Source organism: Peribacillus faecalis (genome assembly GCF_014712675.1).
GTDB lineage: Bacteria > Bacillota > Bacilli > Bacillales > DSM-1321 > Bacillus_AD > Bacillus_AD faecalis.
Genome location: NZ_JACXSI010000002.1, coordinates 88057 through 104239, shown reverse-complemented (window position 1 = coordinate 104239; position 16183 = coordinate 88057). Strand labels below are relative to the sequence as shown.

Here is a 16183-nt window from a genome sequence, read left to right as displayed (position 1 = left end):
TGGGCATTTTAAGGATGAAGCTTCTATCAAAGCGTGCGTATCTTTTGATGAGTTGAAACGTGAAATCAAAAGATATATGACTTACTACAATCATTACAGGTATCAATGGAAATTAAATAAGATGACCCCTGTTCAGTACAGAGATCATCTTATTCAGGCAGCCTAACTGTCCTTTTTTATAAATGTCCTTTACAAAGGGTGCATTTCAAATTTGCTTAGTAGTTTTTTTCTTCTTATAGAGATGGATAAAGGACATACTTGCCTGATAAAGCTTCTACACGCTCTTTCGCTTCCGCAAGTTTTGTTTCATCTTCCGGATTTTTCAATGCCAAGCTAATTATGCTTGCAATTTCTTTCATATCCTCTTGTGTAAAGCCTCGAGAAGTAACAGCCGCTGTGCCGATACGGATACCGCTTGTTACGAAAGGACTTTCTGTGTCAAAAGGAATTGTATTTTTGTTAACTGTAATGCCAACTTCATCTAACACATGCTCAGCAACTTTACCAGTCAAGTTCACTTTACGAACATCCACTAAAAGAAGATGATTGTCTGTTCCGCCGGAAACAAGTTCAAAGCCCTCTTCTTTAAGCGCTTCAGCTAACGCACTTGCATTAGTGATGATGTTTTTTGCGTAATCTTTAAATGAATCTTGAAGCACTTCTCCCAAAGCAACAGCTTTAGCAGCAATAACGTGCATTAGCGGTCCACCTTGAATACCCGGGAAAATCGATTTATCGACTTTCTTCGCGTATTCTTCCTTACATAAAATCATTCCGCCGCGAGGTCCGCGCAATGTTTTATGTGTAGTCGTCGTAACAAAATCAGCGTAAGGAACCGGATTAGGATGCAATCCAGCCGCTACAAGACCGGCAATATGAGCCATATCCACCATGAATAGCGCTCCTACTTCATCAGCGATTTCTCTGAATTTCTTAAAGTCAATCTCACGCGGATAAGCACTCGCACCTGCAACAATCAGTTTTGGCTTGTGAGCTAAAGCTTTTTCACGAACATCTTCATAATTGATGCGATGCGTTTCTTGGTCAACACCGTACTCTACGAAATTATACTGAACCCCGCTAAAGTTAACCGGGCTGCCGTGCGTTAAATGGCCGCCATGTGAAAGGTTCATGCCAAGAACAGTATCTCCAGGCTCAAGCACTGTGAAATAGACAGCCATATTCGCTTGTGCGCCTGAATGCGGCTGAACATTGACATGCTCCGCTCCAAAGATTTCTTTCGCTCTGTTTCTTGCCAAATCTTCTACTACGTCTACGTGCTCGCAACCGCCATAGTAGCGTCGGCCCGGATAACCTTCAGCATATTTATTCGTTAAAACTGAACCTTGTGCTTCCATCACAGCTTCACTTACAAAGTTCTCTGAAGCGATTAGCTCAATTTTAGTTCTTTGTCTCTTCAATTCATCTTGAATCACCTTGTAGACTTGTTCATCTTGTTCAATTAAATACTTCATTGCCATCCTCCTTAAGATCATAAAACGGTCATTGTTTGAAAATTCAATCCTATTGTAACATGTTCGCCTTACAGATGACAGTAACAAGTTTTATCCCAGAAAAATATCTTCTTTACACTCGAAAGGCGAACATTAGCATTTTTAGTCTTTATAAACATTCGATAAAGTTTTTCTTTCATCTACTCAAAAAAACTCCCTCACTAGTCTTCGTAAAATCATTTAAAGAAATTCACAAAGAAAAGTGAGGGTCATATTTTTCGATAATGCCCCATTAATTGATATTTATATGGCTTTCAATAGACGGCTCTAGGTCCGCCTATATATTTAGGACGTGTAACCGCCATCGTCAAGTGTGCTTTTCCAATCTGTTTCACTTGAGATCGAACCGGAACAGCTACCGGCTTTAAATGCATGCCAATCAACGTATCCCCCATGTCAATTCCGGCATCTGCTGCAATTCGCTCAACTACGACACCATTTGGGAAATGCTTATAAGCGTAAGCTGCCAAAGCTCCCCCCGCTGAAAGAGCAGGCACTACTGCAACCTCATCATAACCGTAACGTTCCATTACACTTGCTTCCATAATAAGCGCACGATTCAAATGCTCACAACATTGAAAGGCGACAGCTACTCCGCTTTTATCGGCAAAGTCTGTCACTGCCCGGAAAATTGTTTCAGCGACTTCTGTCGTCCCGGCAGTTCCAATGTGCTTCCCGATTACTTCGCTTGTACTACATCCAACAACAAGCAACCGGCAGCGACTGAAGTTTGGGTGAATCTGCAATTCTGAAAGAGCTTGAGTGATTTGTTCAGTTACCTTTACCAAGAAAGAACCATCTATTGTCTCTTCCATCATCTTGTGTAAGCCCCCTGTTTTTATTTTTCATATTCCTTAATTTTATTTACACGATTTTCATGACGTCCGCCTTCAAAATCCGTTGACAGCCATATTTTTGCGATGTCTCTAGCTAAACCAGGTCCGATTACACGTTCTCCCATCGCCATCATATTGCTATCATTATGCTCTCTAGTTGCTCTCGCACTAAATGTATCATGAAGAAGCGCACAGCGGATACCTTTCACTTTGTTTGCGGCAATACTCATGCCGATACCTGTTCCGCATATTAAAATGCCTCTATCGAATTCTCCGTTCGCTACTTTTTCAGCAACCGGAAACGCATAATCCGGATAATCAACCGATGAGTCGCACTCACAGCCGAAGTCCTCATATTCAATGCCCATTTCTTCTAATAACGCTACGATTTCCTTACGAATATTAATACCGCCATGGTCTGAAGCTATAGCTACTTTCATCTAGATCGTCTCCTTTAACTTGTATACCTTAATAATAGTATTGATTCCATGCCTCGTCTAGTTCTAATAGAAAAACCGTCACCGGTCCTTTTTCATCATGAATACGCTGCTTAGATTCACCTCGATGAAAAAGGAGACATGCGGGAGGACTAAGATGAATCACACAAGAAACCCGATTTTGGTTTCTTGGGGGAGGCAGCTTAGGACCGAGCATGGCAGGTGTAAGGTTAGACAGTTATCTACGTTCAAAAACTTCATACTTATCTTTCAAGAAAAACCGTCACCGGTCCTTATTGGTCGAGCGCGTTCTATATAATTAAGATGTAAATTGAAGAAGATTACTATCCTTATTTTTTCACCAAGTAAAAAGGAGTCATGCAGAAACGCAAAAAGCGGAAGCCAGACAAAGACTAAGAAGGAACAACGACTCGCCGATACGGCCTACATCCTATAGATCTCCGAGCACGGCAGGTGTATGCCCTTTTCGAAAAAAAAAGGTTGACCGACCGCTCGAGAAAAACAAGCGATCAGCCAACCTCATTATGTAACATTTTACATTTTGAAACGTGTGATTGTCTGCTTCAGTTGATCGGCTTGCGTCTGAAGCTCGTTTACTAAGTTTTCGACATTGCCGATCACATTCGTTTGCTCAACTGTCGCTGCTGAAACTTCACCTGCACCGGCTGATGTTTCTTCCGCGATAGCAGCTACTTCTTGAGAAAGCATCGATGTATTTTCAACACTCTTCATTTGCTGATCGACAAGCTTTGTAATCTCCTGAACAGCAGCAGCCACTTCATGAACTGTTTTTGTCATTTCTTCAATAATGACATCTGTCTCTACACCTTTTTCCGCTTCCTTATTAGCGATTACCACTTGATTGCTAATCTTCGTTACGACACTTTGAACATCCTCTTGAATGTTCTGTATTAAGGAAGAAATCCCTTGTACCGCATTGGCGCTTTCATCAGCCAATAATCGAACTTCCTCAGCGACAACAGCAAATCCCTTTCCATGCTCTCCTGCCCGCGCTGCTTCAATAGACGCATTCAGAGCAAGAAGATTAGTTTGAGCGGCAATATCGCCTACTAATTGGATGATTTGTTCTACCTTTTTCGCATTTCCCTCTAAACGATGAACAGCTGCCAAAGAATCTTCATTATCCTCCGCCAGTTTCTGTATGCCCGAAGTAAGCGAACGAATGACTTCCTTGCTCTTCGTTAATTCCGTAACCATTTCAACAGAAATACGTTCAGATGATTGCGCTCGTCCTTGCACATTACGTGCTAAGTAGGAAATTTCTTCAACCGACTCAGCAGTATTTTGTATAGAGACAGCTGAAGTATCAGCGCCAAGAGCGATCTCACGAATTGTTCGGCTAATATTATCCGCCTGTTCCGCCGCTTTTGTTGATTCAGCCGAAATAATATTTACCTTTTCATTTGTTTTCTTAAAGTTTTCATCAATGTTTAATACCATATCGCGCAAATTGTAAAGCATATGGTTGAAAGCAATGCCCAATGAACGAATTTCATCATCCATCTTGGAAACTTCCACATCTTCGCGAATATCTCCATGAGCCGCTTTTAGCGCAACCTGTTCAAGCTTTTGCAGCGGTTTAGTGATAAATCCGGCCGCCACAAAGGCGATTATGCTTGACCATATAACACCGGCAGTCAGCGTAAGTATTGTAAAGCCCATCTGATTAAAATTACTGAATAACAAAGGATATAACACATAAATAAATATAGCACTCGATGAATATGTAATAATCGCTACAACAGTGATGAACAAAGCCATCTGTTTTCTTAAGCTAAACTTATAAACTTGTTTCCCTTCCACCTGTTCTCCCCCAAATCGTATGAACAATTACTTTAATTTATTCACGAAAGAATCTATTAAATTCTTAAGCTCAATGAATGTATTATAATAATCAGCCTTGGAACCGCCATATGGATCCAACACATCCTTGCCTGAACCGTCCTCTTCTGCAAACTCCTTCAGCGTAAACACTTTCTCAACGCTCTCCGGAAAATAATTGCGAATGGCTGCCGCATGTGATTCCGTCATTGTCAAAATATGCGTAGCCCACTCTATTTCCTCCGACGAAATCTGTTTCGATTGATGTTCATGTTGAATTGCAGCATCCGACAACACCTCTTGTGCAAAACGGGAAGCACTTTGTCCTGTCGCTGCATATACGCCCGCCGACCTCACTTCCAGGCCGGGAATCCCTTTACTTTTTAAGATTGCTTCTGCCATCGGGCTTCTGCATGTATTTCCAGTGCAAACAAATAAGATACGCATATTGGAAAATCCTCCCTTACCATATATTATAAGATATTTTCGACAAAATTCCATATCTTTCTCAGGTTATCTACCTCTTCCGAAAGATAACTTCAAAATTCTTAAACAAAATTGACACAATTCTATCTTAAAGATGAATTACTATGGATTGGAGCCGGTCATCCATTCAATTATTAATTAATTTTCCAAACAAAATAAGGGCCGCTCATATACTTGCGCCCCATTCTCTCTATTATGGTTACCATTAAAGCGGAATCAAGAGTTTAATTCCGAAAGCAAAAAGGACACTCCCGCCCAATACTTGACTATATACACCCAGCATACCTTGTATTTTTCTCCCTAACAGTAAGCCAGACAATGTTAAAATTAACGCAGCAAAACCGAATAGTGTAATTGACAAAGCAGTGCGTGCACCGTATATCCCCAAGGTCAATCCGACTGAAAAGCTGTCCAAGCTCACACTCAGCGCAAACACAAGCAGCCCAAGACCGACAGGCGTGATAAAACTGGTATCTTCCTTACCTCGCAATCCTGAAATCAGCATACCTAATCCTAGCAAAACAAGCAGCAAGCCACCGGCAAACGTTGCGTAGACACCGAATTGGCCCGATAAAAACCGGCCAGCAAACATGCCGATCAACGGCATCAACACATGGAAGAAACCGACCGTTGCGGAAATTACAGCAATCTGCCTGTAGCGGAGCTTAAACATCCCCATTCCTAACCCTACTGAAAATGAATCCATACCAAGAGCAAACGCCATCAGCATTAGCGTCAAAAATTCACCCGTCATCGCATCCAATCTATCCAACCTCCCCGGACTTGCTTTATATACATATGCTCGTCCGGAAATAGTTAGAAGTTGAATTGTACAGGCATGAAAGAAGATTAATCTTCGCTGCGGTAAATATTATGGCCGGCTGCCTTCAATAGTCTGTTCATAATCGCCGACCCGATTCCAGTTGTCGGGAACAATTCACCGTAAATAAAATCAACCTTCTCATCATCAAAAGCACGCAAAGCGTCGTACAGGCCGGCTGCCACCGTTTCAAGCGCTTGCCTTTTCCCGCAAACAATAACAGAATCAGCATCAAAGAAGTCTGCGTTCTCTTCTGTTGTTAAAACACCGACACGATGGCCTTGTTGCCTTTTTCCATTCACGAGTTGCTGAATAAGCTCTCTGCTTCCATCTACAAGAACAAAAGGAGCATCTGGCGCATAATGTGTATATTTCATGCCGGGCGATTTCGGAATATCAGAGGCATTTCGAAGCGCAGGATCCTCTCCAACCGAGCCGATAACTTTTTCAATCGCTTCTTTGGTCACACCGCCGGGGCGGAGAATAACCGGAATTTCTTCCGTACAATCCACCACGGTCGATTCCAAACCGACTCCCGTTTCTCCTCCATCGACAATGCAGCGAATCCGTCCGTTCAAATCTTTTGCAACATGCTCAGCGGTTGTCGGACTTGGCTTACCCGATAAATTCGCACTTGGCGCGGCAATCGGCAAGTCGGCCGCTTCAATTAGCGCGAGCGCTAACGGGTGGTTTGGCATTCTGACAGCTACCGTATCGAGACCGGCTGTCGCTGTTTCAGACAAACCTTCATTTTTCAAAAATACAAGCGTTAATGGTCCCGGCCAGAAAGCATCAATCAGCAAGCGCGCTTTATCCGGAACGTTCTTCGCCAGCCCTTCCAATTGCGCTGTATCCGAAATGTGGACAATTAGCGGGTTATCGCTCGGTCTTCCCTTTGCTTCAAAAATTTTCTTTACCGCTTCATCGCTTTTCGCATTAGCCCCTAAACCATAAACTGTCTCAGTCGGAAAAGCAACTACTTCATCACTGCGCAAAAGAGCGGCAGCCTCTTCTATTCGTTGAATATCTTCTATCGGATTATCGATTCTTAATATGTTTGTTTTCAATTAGTACACCTTCTATGAAATAGGAATCACTCTATTCTATTATATCCTAATTACGATGCCAATCTGCAAGCGTTCCCTTTTCAACTGTTGTGCATAAATGAAAATGATATCCACAGAATGTGTATAATAACTTATAATAAGTGGATAACTTTGTGGATAATCTGAATAACTATATAGTTTTCCACATATAAAACACGTCATCCATCTGACTTGTCGCTGAAAAAACTGTTGATAACTTTAATTGTTCCGGAATGCAATCAAGCGAAATTTCCTCAAATCCGAACAATTCAAAGAATGAAATTGTCTGCTTCTTATTAGAAGCCAAAAAAATGGAACAGCAATCCAACTCTTTCACCGCAACCAAGACTCGCTCGAAAAACAAAGGGAGCTTGTCAACCGGAAAACCAGGCGAGAATACGAACGAACGCAAAAAACCGGCTTGTTCGCATTTCAGCACACCGATGACGCTCAGTATCTCCCCTTCCTCATTTTCTACTAAAACGAAAACGGAATCTTTATCATATACCGCTTCCGACTGCTCAATAAATTGCTTTATCAATGGATAATCGACGGTTGTCCCTTTTCTTACAGTCAGCATATCTTCTCTCCTAACAATGTTTTCTACTATATGTATGCAAACCAATTCATCTTTAGTAGAAAAACCGTTACCGGTCCTTTTCTATTTTTGAATCCACCCCCTTGTATTCACTTCAATAAAAAAGGAGACGTGCGGAACCCGAAAAGCGGAAACGGTCCGCAAGTAAGGAACAGCGTCTAAGAACGCTACGTCCGCATATCTTCGTTGCTGTTACTCTTTCTTAAGTAGTAGAAAAACGGCCAATTGTTTATTGGCCGCTCTCCATGGATTTATTCGATATTAAAATACTTCTTTAAAGAAGTCGACAATAAACCATCTTGTTTCAACAACTTCTGTTTCTTCATCTTGAACATACACGGGCTCTGATTTATTTGTTGTTTTTTCCATCTCCTCATTTTGGTCTGAAACTGTTTCTTTTGTATTTTCATCTTGCCTTTCAACTACTTCCTCTGTAGCATTTTCCGGCAGTACTTCTTGATCAGGTGTCTCCTGCTCTTCGGGTTGTTCGGCAGCTTCAGCGATCGGCGACATACTTACCGCGGTGCCATTTGAAAAATCAAGAAAGCATAAAGGTGGAAACAAAACACACCACCAGTTTGCGCCGCTTCCTTCACCTAACGTGATGACAATTGCCTCATATTCTCCAGCAGGATATAAATATTGTCCGTATAACTTAGTAGGAAACTCCGCTTTACCGAATTCAACCTTCACCTCTTGCTGCAAGCCTCGCTCCGCGATATAACTCTCGGCAATTTGCTGAATGTCCGGCAAGTGACTTTTCAGTACATCACGCGCTTCTTCCATAGATGTCAGCTCACCTACCCAATTCGTTATATGAGCATTGACTTCATCGCGAATTTGCCTTTTAACTGCTTGATCTTCTTCACGGTCGCTATTAGCCAGAATTCGAAGGCGAATCGCTTCGTCCGGAATGACAACATTCTCTTCTGCAGCACCTGCACTTTCCGTTTTCGGTATATAAAAGCTAATAATCGTGGCAAAGCATAGAAATATTATATATAAACAAGCAACTTGATTTTTTTTCATCCCCAACCCACTCCCTTTCATACAAACATTATGGTCAGGAGCAGGTTATCTTAAACTATCAAATTACAATTAATTCAGAAAAACCGGCACCGGTCCTTTTTCATTATGCATATGCTACTTAGATTCACCTCGATGGGAAAGGAGCCATGCGGGAATCGAAATGCGAAAGCGGCCCGTTCAGCCCCGACCTGCATAAGACAAATCACGTAGGAAATTGTAAAATTTCTGGAGGGATTTGGCTTATGACCTCGAGGGGCTGGCCGCTGCAGCTAGACAAGGACTAAGAAGGAACAGCGACTAAGAGCGCTACGTCCGCATATCTTCGTCGCTGTGACTCTCATCTTGAGAGGAAACCCGGTTTTGGTTTCTTGGGTGGGGCAGGAGGGGAACATCGGCTAAAACCGCCACGTCCGCATGTCTTCGCCGATGTGACCTACATCCTGTAGGCCCCCGAGCATGGCAGGTGTAAGGTTAGACAACCAGAAAAACCGGCACCGGTTCTTTAACTTGCCTTACGTCTGAAAAGCAGGATGCCGATAACCATGCAGACAACTCCCATTAAAGTCATCATTCCCATCGGATAGAACAAAGCACTCCAGTCGTACCCATACACGGTCGCCCCCTTCAGCGCTTCCATTCCATATGTTAAAGGCACGAATTTCGCAAGTGTCTGAATAAGATTTGAAGAAACAAGTTCCAATGGCCAATAGGCTCCTCCGAGCATTGCCATGCTGACGGATATGAGGGGCATCACTACATGAAATTGATTGATGTCTTTCACAAGACCTGCCACTAATATTGATATTGCGACAATCGAAAAGACATACGGAATCAAAATGACGAGCGTTTTCCCGAACGAACCGTAAAAATTATAACCAAGACCGAACTTGAATACGGAGAATACAAGTGAAATTTGAATATAGCCTAAAATAAAGCTGTATACTAAATTGCCTGCGTAAATTTCCCACTTCTTGAGCGGAGATAAGATCATCCGGTCCCAAACACCCTCTTTCTTCTCCGTCAAAATAGTCACGACATTATAGGCTATTGTATAAATGACGAAAAAGAGCGCGAACCCGAATACACCTTGCAAGCCGGAGTCATAAACGAATGCCCCCTTCGCCTGAAATCCGCTCTGCTTAATAGTGAAAACATCATACTCCGATAAATCATTCAAGTTGTCCTGCAACGCTTCTCGCTCCGAATCAGTAAGATTTGCGGCACTTTCCATAATGATGGCATCTCTATTCATTTTTTCATACGCATCATGCAACTCGTAATATACGAGCGAAGCATTGCTTCCTTCTGAAGCGAGAAAAATTATGGCCTCCCCGTCATCAAGCTGAACAGCCATTTCCGCATTATTATCGACGACATCATCAATGGCTTTTTCCTTGTCCATCAGCACATATGCGAAGTTATCGGAAGTATTCAACTGCTCGATTATTTCATTAGCAGCCGATTTAGACAACTTCGAAAACACCGGTATCTCGACTTTTGATGAAAAATTAGAACCTACCACAAACGCAAAACCGATCATTGCCGCCGTAAGCCCAAGAACCATCCAAGGGCCACGCAGAAGCTGTTTCCATTTCACCCATAGAATACTAGTCATAAGCTATGCCCTCTCCTTTCTTGGGAAAATAAAAACTGCGGCAACCAATAAAATTACGCCATATGTGAGCATTGTCAGCAAATGGCTGCTTATATCAGCCCAGCCATACTCCTGTGCAGCTTGTAAATAAGCCTGCATCCCTGCACCGTTCGGCGTAAAGCGACCAACACCTTCTAACGATTCAATCGGCACAAAGCTTCCTCCGACAAAAGCCAATACAGTGACAATAACTGTCTGAAAAAGGTCCGCGAAGACATTCATTTTTACGCTTCGGAAACATACAGCTGTAATAAAAGCGGTAAAACCACCAATGCTGAAGCTAAGCATCAACGTAATCACAAGCAGCATCGTCAAGTCTGGAAGCTGTACATCGTAAACGAGCTTCATGATTCCAAATAATATGCCGAGCTGACAAAAAGCAAATATCATCCCGGTCATCGATAATGCGCTCAAGTAAGAAACCCTCGATACATCACTGAGGAGAATCCGGTTAAACACATTGTTTTCCTTTTCTAAAATAGCCATTGAAGCTAATGAAGAAGCGACGTAAAAAACAAACATCGCACTCATCCCGAACGTATAATAAGTGACAGAATTAATAATCGGACGTTGGCCAACACTCTCCTTGGCTATAGATAAATCCATAGCTGCCAGTTTTTCCATCACATCAGTCGGCAAATTCTCTTTTTGTAGCAATGCTGATAGCGCATATTGCTCCTGAAAGGATGATAAAATACTTTCAATCATGCTTGAAGCGAGCTGATTACTCTCATTTTTGAGCAGCTTGAGCTCCGTTTTTTCCCCTTGATCAAAAAATAATTTCTGTAAGAAATGATAGGTGAACTCTTCCGGCACTTCTATAATTGCTGTAGCTTCTTCATCACCTTTGATATCTGAAAGCTCGCCTTCCTTAGCGCTCTTTAAGGTAATGTTCTCACTAAGCTCTTCACTTGCAAAGATTTGATCTTTTAATATTTTCATAGGAAGCACTTCCGTCACTGCTTCCTCAATTGCCGACTTCGCTTCAGCAGGCAATAATGATAGCTCAAGCTCTGTTAAAAATCGTTCGATATCCGCTTCCTCCGAACCATGCTCTACTATGTACACCTTTGCCTTTAACGGTTCGCCATCATCACTCATCATATCTGAAAGCGCAAAGCCGAGGATTGATATGAGTACAATTGGCATGAGAAGAAGAATAATGAAAATATGCTTATTACGAAGCATCACTAATATATTTTTCTTAATTAAGTGCGCAATCATCTCTTTCCCTCCTAATCTCTCAGCTTCCGTCCTGTTAAATGCAAGAATACATCCTCCAAAGTAGGAGTTTTCACTTCAATGGATTGAAATTGAATACCAAGACTTTCTGAAATCGGATATATAATTGTGAAAATATTAACATTCTTTGGCGCAATGATTGTCAATGCCGCATCATTTACCGAAACACTTGAAATTCCTTCATGCTGTCTGAGCTGCTCCACAAATCGATCTGAATGGCGCTCAAGCTTCACTTCTACAGTATTTTCAGTTGATAAAATACCTTTCACTTCGTCTTGTGTGCCGGATGCGATAATCTCTCCGTGATCCATGATATATACACGATCACATAAAAACTCAATTTCCTCCATATAGTGGCTTGTATACAGCACACTCATATTCTTTTCCTTATTCAGCTTTCGAACAGCCTCTAAAATATAATTACGGGATTGCGGATCAATCCCTACTGTCGGCTCATCCATAATAACAAGTTCCGGATTATGGAGGAGAGCCGCCCCGATATTCAGCCTTCTTTTCATCCCACCGGAGAAGGTCTTGACAAGATCTTTTCTTTTGTCGCTAAGGCCTATCAACTCCAATACTTCTTTGACCCGCTGCTTCAGTTCCGCACCTTTCAGCTTATTGATTCTGGCAAAGAAATGGAGATTCTCCAGAGCGGACAGTTCCGGGTAGAGCGCAATTTCTTGCGGCACAACCCCAAGTATTTTGCGGAGCGGTTTCGGATCCTTCAAAATACTTTTATCATACAGCAAAATATCGCCTCCGGACGGCTCCAACAAGGAAGCAATCATGGAAATCGTTGTCGACTTACCTGCTCCGTTCGGTCCCATTAATCCGACCGTTTCTCCTTGATTTATACAAAAATCGATACCGTTTACTACTGTCTTCTGCTTAAATTTCTTCGATAAATTGACAACTTCAAGCATCATCTTCCCTACTCTCTATCATATTTTCTATTTTCTTTTAATTCCCTTCTATACATATGGTCAATCTTCCTGCTTTATACAAATTAAAAAAGGTATTTCGAAAGTCTTTTTTAGACTTTCGAAATACCTTTACTTTCAGCAAATACCATACGATCCTTACCATTAATATCATATTCAATTGATACCTTTGCTGTCGGGAGTGCCTTCTGCAGCAAATCAGCTACATCCCATCCTTGTCCGGCACCAATTTCGAAACCGACCAAAAAGGTTTCATTCAGTACTTGCGGCAGCTCAGTACATAAACGGCGGTACAAGTCCAGCCCGTCCGCACCGGCAAATAAGGCCGTATGAGGCTCATGTTCTGTCACAACTTCCGACATGCATGCCCGATCTCCCTCAGGAATATATGGCGGATTGGATAGGACAATATCAAACTTTTCCCCGTCTGCAATGAAAGGCTGCAACAAGTCTCCCTGCACGAAAGAAATATCCGCTTCCAGCCTCTTCGAATTCTCCTTCGCTACAGCTAATGCATCCGCCATCAGGTCTGTTGCTGTAACTGTTAAAGCAGGCTGTTCGCACTTCATCGTAATCGCAATTGCGCCGCTTCCTGTGCCGATATCAACGAGTTTCACATCTGTACGGCCCGCAAACAGCACTTTCATTTTAGAAAGTGAGTGGTATACGAGCTCTTCCGTTTCCGGACGAGGAATCAATACGGATTCATTCACCTCGAATGAACGGCCATAAAATTCTTCAAATCCCATCATATATTGAATCGGCGTCCCTGCCACATGACGACGTACCATTTCTTGAAAATCTTTCGCGACAGCATCATCAAGCTCATCATGCATGCCGGCAAATAGTTGTGAACGCGAACATTGCAGCAGATACTTTAATAATAACTCTCCTGCATTTTCGTCCCGGTCGTACTGTTTTAAAAAAGAAGAAGCCCAATTGAGGGCTTCATATATCTTCTGGCTCAAGGCTTATTCACCTTCTCTTTGAAGCTTGCTTGTTTGGTCTTCGATCACTAACGCTTCAATGACTTCATCCAGCTTCCCTTCCATCACTTGATCCAGTTTTTGGATTGTTAAGCCGATTCGGTGATCCGTCACACGATTTTGAGGGAAATTGTAAGTACGAATTCGTTCTGAACGGTCACCCGTACCAACTGCCAATTTACGATTTTGATCATATTCAGCTTGTGCTTCACTCTGGAATTTATCATATACACGAGCACGCAACACTTTCATCGCTTTATCTCTATTTTTATGCTGAGACTTCTCATCCTGACACGTAACTACAATTCCTGTTGGAATATGCGTTAAACGAACAGCTGACATCGTTGTATTAACACTTTGTCCGCCGGCGCCGGAAGAAGCATACGTATCAAAACGGATATCTTTGTCGTGGATTTCAACTTCTACATCTTCTGTTTCAGGTAAAACAACAACTGTTGCTGTTGATGTATGAATTCTTCCGCCTGATTCCGTTTCCGGAACACGTTGCACTCGGTGAGCACCATTTTCAAACTTCAGTTTAGAGTACGCACCTGTCCCATTGATCATGAAAATGATTTCTTTGAAGCCGCCTAAGCCGGTAGCATTTGTCTCAATTACTTCCGTTTTCCAGCCTTGCATTTCTGCATATCGGCTGTACATACGGTATAAGCTGCCCGCGAATAAAGCTGCTTCTTCTCCGCCTGCCGCTCCGCGAATTTCCATGATTACGTTTTTATCATCGTTAGGGTCTTTTGGAATCAGAAGGATTTTCAATCTCTCTTCTAATTCTGTCATTGTTGACTCTAATTCGGTTACTTCTTCTTTAACCATTTCACGCATATCCGCATCGAGTTTCTCCTCCAGCATTGCTTTTGCGTCTTGGTATTGCTCACGAATATCTTTATATTCACGGTATACTTCCACCGTTTCCTGAATGTTGGATTGCTCTTTTGAATAATCTCTCAGCTTCTTCGGATCATTTACAATATCCGGGTCGCTCAGTAATTCATTTAAGCGCTCATATCGGTCCTCAACTGCCTGTAATCGATCTATCAATTCATTCACCTCATATTTTTTCCATAGCACATATCACATTCTGCTTTTAAAAATCCAAGCATCAGCCTTAACGACTAGTTTCTCTTCATTATATTATTACAAGTTATTCACGTCAAAGTTAGAAAAACCGTTACCGGTCCTTTTTCATCATGAATATGCTACTTGAATTCACCTCGATGAAAAAGGAGACATGCGGCAGGACTAAGATGAATCGCGCAAGAAACCCGGTTTTGGTTTCTTGGGCGAGACAACTTAGGCCCGAGCATGGCAGGTATAAGGTTAGACATCAGAAAAACCGTTACCGGTCCTTTTTCATCATGAATATGCTACTTGAATTCGCCTCGGTGATTTTAATAATAAAAAAAGTTTTGCTCATACCAGCAAAACTTTTTTCTTATCAAAATCCGATTAATCAGCTTTTACCGCCGTATCTGAATAGCCATACTTTCGCTCGCTTCCAGGGACCTCATGGTGATGACGGCACCTTGCTTCATATGCTTCTGATGCACCAACGAGGATGACAGGATCATGATAATTAGCAGGTTTGTTATTGATCAAGCGTTGTGTTCGGCTTGCCGGCCCGCCACATACAGCACATACTGCCTGCAGTTTTGTCACAGTTTCAGCCAATGCCATCAGCCTTGGAACCGGACCAAATGGTTCTCCGCGAAAGTCTTGGTCAAGACCCGCCAAAATAACTCGATAACCGTTATCTGCCAAATGCTTCGCCACTTCCACAATTTCATCATCAAAAAACTGAACCTCATCAATAGCAATAACATCCCAATCTTCTTCATCTAAATGCTTAAAGATGTCGACAGATTTACGAATAGGTTTTGCCCAAACAGATGCGCCATTGTGAGAAACGACCGCCTCTTCCGCATATCTGTTATCAATAGCAGGTTTGAATACAACCGTTTTTTGACGGGCAAATTGTGTTCTGCGCACTCTTCTAATAAGCTCTTCCGATTTTCCGGAAAACATGCTGCCGCATATCAATTCCATCCAACCAGCCTGCTTCTTTTCATACATGTTCATCTCTCCCTCGCTATGCAATCACACCCACATACACGCTAAGCTTTTCATGGATGAGTATTGGATCATTCATTTATCATTTAACAGACACAGCTTCCACTTTCTACATAAAACAAACAAGAAACCAATGCCTGAGAGCAGCCTTTTGTTCATCTGATGTTTGATGGAGGATGGAGAAAACCCCCGGCAACCATAGATTTACTTCAAATTATATATAAAGAAAACCCGCTTTTTAATGGAATAAAAAGCGCAGTTGTACTTGCCTGTTCATCTTGTATTTTCGCATACTTTTCATTTATTTTGCCCATAAAACGAGAAAAAAAACAGGCAAGGATTGTTGCCTGTCTTTAAGCGTTTTGGAACTATAGTAATTATTTAAGACCGTATTTTTTGTTGAAGCGATCAACACGTCCACCAGCTTCAGCAAATTTCTGACGTCCAGTATAGAATGGATGGCATTCAGAGCAAGTCTCAACTTTCAACTCGTCTTTAACTGAACCAGTTTCAAACTCATTACCACATGCACATTTTACAGTGATTGTTTTGTAATTAGGATGAATTCCTGCTTTCATTTTTTTCATCTCCTTCCGCCCTGAAT

Annotated in this window: 17 protein-coding genes; 1 reads left to right on the top strand and 16 read right to left on the bottom strand. The window is 42.1% G+C overall.

The genetic code is table 11. The annotated features are described in order from the left end of the window. On the top strand, nt 1-166 hold a 166-nt coding region (locus IEO70_RS01805), incomplete at its 5' end, for an IS3 family transposase (RefSeq protein ID WP_190996642.1). A gap of 67 nt (nt 167-233) precedes the next feature. Here IEO70_RS01805 and IEO70_RS01800 read toward each other — a convergent pair. The 16 genes from IEO70_RS01800 to rpmE form a co-directional block, all read right to left on the bottom strand. Then, nucleotides 234-1475 carry a serine hydroxymethyltransferase gene (locus IEO70_RS01800; protein ID WP_190996641.1) on the bottom strand — a complete coding sequence of 414 codons (1242 nt, stop codon included), beginning with the start codon at nt 1473-1475 and terminating at the stop codon, nt 234-236. A gap of 293 nt (nt 1476-1768) precedes the next feature. Beyond that, nucleotides 1769-2332, bottom strand: a complete 564-nt coding sequence (locus tag IEO70_RS01795; RefSeq protein WP_407948265.1) for a TIGR01440 family protein — start codon at nt 2330-2332, stop codon at nt 1769-1771. Between the two features lie 20 nt (nt 2333-2352). Next, nucleotides 2353-2790, bottom strand: a complete 438-nt coding sequence (gene rpiB, locus IEO70_RS01790; RefSeq protein WP_190996640.1) for a ribose 5-phosphate isomerase B — start codon at nt 2788-2790, stop codon at nt 2353-2355. Nucleotides 2791-3342: 552 nt separating this feature from the next. Beyond that, nucleotides 3343-4590, bottom strand: a complete 1248-nt coding sequence (locus IEO70_RS01785) for a methyl-accepting chemotaxis protein (RefSeq protein WP_190996651.1) — start codon at nt 4588-4590, stop codon at nt 3343-3345. Between the two features lie 69 nt (nt 4591-4659). After that, a complete protein-coding gene (locus tag IEO70_RS01780; RefSeq protein WP_190996639.1) occupies nt 4660-5097 on the bottom strand; it encodes a low molecular weight protein arginine phosphatase in 438 nt (145 codons plus the stop codon). 244 nt (nt 5098-5341) lie between these two features. After that, entirely contained in the window at nt 5342-5890 is a 549-nt protein-coding gene (locus IEO70_RS01775) for a manganese efflux pump MntP (RefSeq protein WP_190996650.1), read from the bottom strand. 95 nt (nt 5891-5985) lie between these two features. Beyond that, nucleotides 5986-7023 (bottom strand): L-threonylcarbamoyladenylate synthase, encoded by a 1038-nt coding sequence (locus IEO70_RS01770; protein ID WP_190996638.1) that lies wholly within the window; start codon nt 7021-7023, stop codon nt 5986-5988. A gap of 169 nt (nt 7024-7192) precedes the next feature. Continuing rightward, a complete protein-coding gene (locus tag IEO70_RS01765) occupies nt 7193-7621 on the bottom strand; it encodes a GNAT family N-acetyltransferase (protein WP_190996637.1) in 429 nt (142 codons plus the stop codon). Nucleotides 7622-7900: 279 nt separating this feature from the next. Further along, the gene (gene spoIIR / locus IEO70_RS01760) at nt 7901-8668 is read right to left on the bottom strand and encodes a stage II sporulation protein R (protein ID WP_190996636.1); all 768 of its coding nucleotides are present in this window, start codon (nt 8666-8668) and stop codon (nt 7901-7903) included. A gap of 502 nt (nt 8669-9170) precedes the next feature. Beyond that, nucleotides 9171-10283: an ABC transporter permease gene (locus IEO70_RS01755; RefSeq protein ID WP_190996635.1), complete on the bottom strand. Its 1113-nt coding sequence runs from the start codon at nt 10281-10283 to the stop codon at nt 9171-9173. Nucleotides 10284-10286: 3 nt separating this feature from the next. Next, complete coding sequence (locus tag IEO70_RS01750; protein ID WP_190996634.1) at nt 10287-11546, bottom strand: ABC transporter permease; 1260 nt, start codon at nt 11544-11546, stop codon at nt 10287-10289. A gap of 11 nt (nt 11547-11557) precedes the next feature. After that, nucleotides 11558-12490 (bottom strand): ABC transporter ATP-binding protein, encoded by a 933-nt coding sequence (locus IEO70_RS01745; RefSeq protein ID WP_190996649.1) that lies wholly within the window; start codon nt 12488-12490, stop codon nt 11558-11560. Nucleotides 12491-12600: 110 nt separating this feature from the next. After that, a complete protein-coding gene (gene prmC, locus IEO70_RS01740) occupies nt 12601-13476 on the bottom strand; it encodes a peptide chain release factor N(5)-glutamine methyltransferase (RefSeq protein WP_190996633.1) in 876 nt (291 codons plus the stop codon). A 3-nt stretch (nt 13477-13479) separates the two neighbouring features. Then, complete coding sequence (gene prfA, locus IEO70_RS01735; protein ID WP_190996632.1) at nt 13480-14550, bottom strand: peptide chain release factor 1; 1071 nt, start codon at nt 14548-14550, stop codon at nt 13480-13482. A gap of 408 nt (nt 14551-14958) precedes the next feature. Next, nucleotides 14959-15582, bottom strand: a complete 624-nt coding sequence (locus tag IEO70_RS01730) for a thymidine kinase (protein WP_190996631.1) — start codon at nt 15580-15582, stop codon at nt 14959-14961. Nucleotides 15583-15956: 374 nt separating this feature from the next. Then, complete coding sequence (gene rpmE, locus IEO70_RS01725) at nt 15957-16157, bottom strand: 50S ribosomal protein L31 (RefSeq protein ID WP_190996630.1); 201 nt, start codon at nt 16155-16157, stop codon at nt 15957-15959. Between the last annotated feature and the right edge of the window lie 26 nt (nt 16158-16183).

Coding starts and splice junctions, on each gene's coding strand:
- IEO70_RS01800 (WP_190996641.1), bottom strand. CDS start 1,475: ATGAAGTATTTAATTGAACAAGATGAACAAGTCTACAAGGTGATTCAA.
- IEO70_RS01795 (WP_407948265.1), bottom strand. CDS start 2,332: ATGATGGAAGAGACAATAGATGGTTCTTTCTTGGTAAAGGTAACTGAA.
- rpiB (WP_190996640.1), bottom strand. CDS start 2,790: ATGAAAGTAGCTATAGCTTCAGACCATGGCGGTATTAATATTCGTAAG.
- IEO70_RS01785 (WP_190996651.1), bottom strand. CDS start 4,590: ATGGCTTTGTTCATCACTGTTGTAGCGATTATTACATATTCATCGAGT.
- IEO70_RS01780 (WP_190996639.1), bottom strand. CDS start 5,097: ATGCGTATCTTATTTGTTTGCACTGGAAATACATGCAGAAGCCCGATG.
- IEO70_RS01775 (WP_190996650.1), bottom strand. CDS start 5,890: ATGACGGGTGAATTTTTGACGCTAATGCTGATGGCGTTTGCTCTTGGT.
- IEO70_RS01765 (WP_190996637.1), bottom strand. CDS start 7,621: ATGCTGACTGTAAGAAAAGGGACAACCGTCGATTATCCATTGATAAAG.
- spoIIR (WP_190996636.1), bottom strand. CDS start 8,668: ATGAAAAAAAATCAAGTTGCTTGTTTATATATAATATTTCTATGCTTT.
- IEO70_RS01755 (WP_190996635.1), bottom strand. CDS start 10,283: ATGACTAGTATTCTATGGGTGAAATGGAAACAGCTTCTGCGTGGCCCT.
- IEO70_RS01750 (WP_190996634.1), bottom strand. CDS start 11,546: ATGATTGCGCACTTAATTAAGAAAAATATATTAGTGATGCTTCGTAAT.
- IEO70_RS01745 (WP_190996649.1), bottom strand. CDS start 12,490: ATGCTTGAAGTTGTCAATTTATCGAAGAAATTTAAGCAGAAGACAGTA.
- IEO70_RS01730 (WP_190996631.1), bottom strand. CDS start 15,582: ATGTATGAAAAGAAGCAGGCTGGTTGGATGGAATTGATATGCGGCAGC.
- rpmE (WP_190996630.1), bottom strand. CDS start 16,157: ATGAAAGCAGGAATTCATCCTAATTACAAAACAATCACTGTAAAATGT.